We start from the raw sequence: 1,273 nt of genomic DNA, 5'->3' as shown, positions 1-1,273 counted from the left end.
TGGACCCGCACCCTCGTGTCGCGGCTGCTGTCGCCCGGTCCGGTCCAGCAGCAGGCCTCCTGAGGTTCGCAGGAGGCCCGAAGAACCTGTTCGGTCGGTGGATGCGAGTTGCGGTACTTCCGTGGTCGGGGAGTCGGCCGGGACGCGTCGGCGGGCACCGGTGCCGCTCGGCCGTGGGGCCAGGGCCTTAGGACCCTCGCTCGGCATCACCGGATCGGCGGATGCTTGAACTACCGGAGCTCCCCGCCGAGAACAGGGAGTGATCAACCATGACCACCGAAACCGCCCTCACCACTGCGGATCTGCACCTGTTGGCCGAAGCCGGAGGCCTGGCGCCCTCGCTGCACAACAGCCAGCCCTGGCGCTTCCGTCCCACGCCCGACCTGCTCGGGCTGGAGGTCCACGCCGACCTGAGCCGGGCCGTTCCGGCCGCCGACCCGGACCTTCGGGCGCTGCACATCTCGATCGGCGCTGCCCTGTTCAATCTGCGCGTGGCCGCCGCGCACCTCGGCCGCGAGGCCGCCGTCCGGCTGCTGCCGTCCGGCGAAGGCGCGCAACCGTGTGCCGTGCTCGACCTCTCCACGCAGGCCCGCACACCGCTGCCCTTCGGTGCCGACCTCTACCCGGCCATTGCCGGGCGCCACTCCAGTCGGCAGCCGTTCACCAACCGGGACGTCCCCGAGGCACTGGTCGCCGAGCTCATCTCGGCTGGCCGGGACGAAGGCGTCACGCTCACCGTGCTGGAGGAGGACGGGGTGCGCCGCGTGCTCGCCCTCACCTCCGAGGCCGAGGCCCGGATCGCCGCCGACGTCACCCGCGAGGCCGAGACCCACCGCTGGCTACGGCTGGAGCCCTCCTACGACGGCATCCCGCTCGCCGCCCTCGGCTCGCACGACCGCGACGCCCGCGTCCCGATGCGCGGCTTCGACGGTCACCCGCCGCACCACAGCACCCCGGCCGAACGTTTCGAGGCGCTGCCGCAACTGGCCACCCTCACCACCCACCTCGACAGCCGGGCAGACTGGCTGCGCACCGGACAGGCCATGGAACGGGTCTGGCTGCTGGCCACCGTCCGCGGCCTGCGTGCCTCCGTCCTGCACCAGGCCGTGGAGATCCCGGACACCCGCTGGCGTCTGCGCGATACGGACGAGGGACCCGGGCACGTCCAGCTCGTGCTGCGCCTCGGCTACGGTCCGTCCGGTGCGGCCAGCCCGCGTCGCCGGGGGGGGCTGTGGCACAAGCAGCCCTCCCCCCGGGGGCGTCTAGAGAACAG

The 1,273-nt window shown here is 72.9% G+C and carries 1 protein-coding gene; it reads left to right on the top strand.

Features of this window, described 5'->3' with window-relative positions; genetic code table 11:
• Nucleotides 1-269: 269 nt before the first annotated feature.
• Nucleotides 270-1,273: Acg family FMN-binding oxidoreductase (locus ACFV6I_RS19615; RefSeq protein WP_380426608.1), on the top strand; the 1,004-nt coding region annotated here is incomplete at its 3' end.

The sequence above is a fragment of the Kitasatospora sp. NPDC059803 genome (genome assembly GCF_042732255.1).
Taxonomy (GTDB): domain Bacteria; phylum Actinomycetota; class Actinomycetes; order Streptomycetales; family Streptomycetaceae; genus Kitasatospora.
The sequence above is the reverse complement of the archived record's forward strand: the minus strand, read 5'-3'. Positions and strand labels throughout refer to the sequence as shown.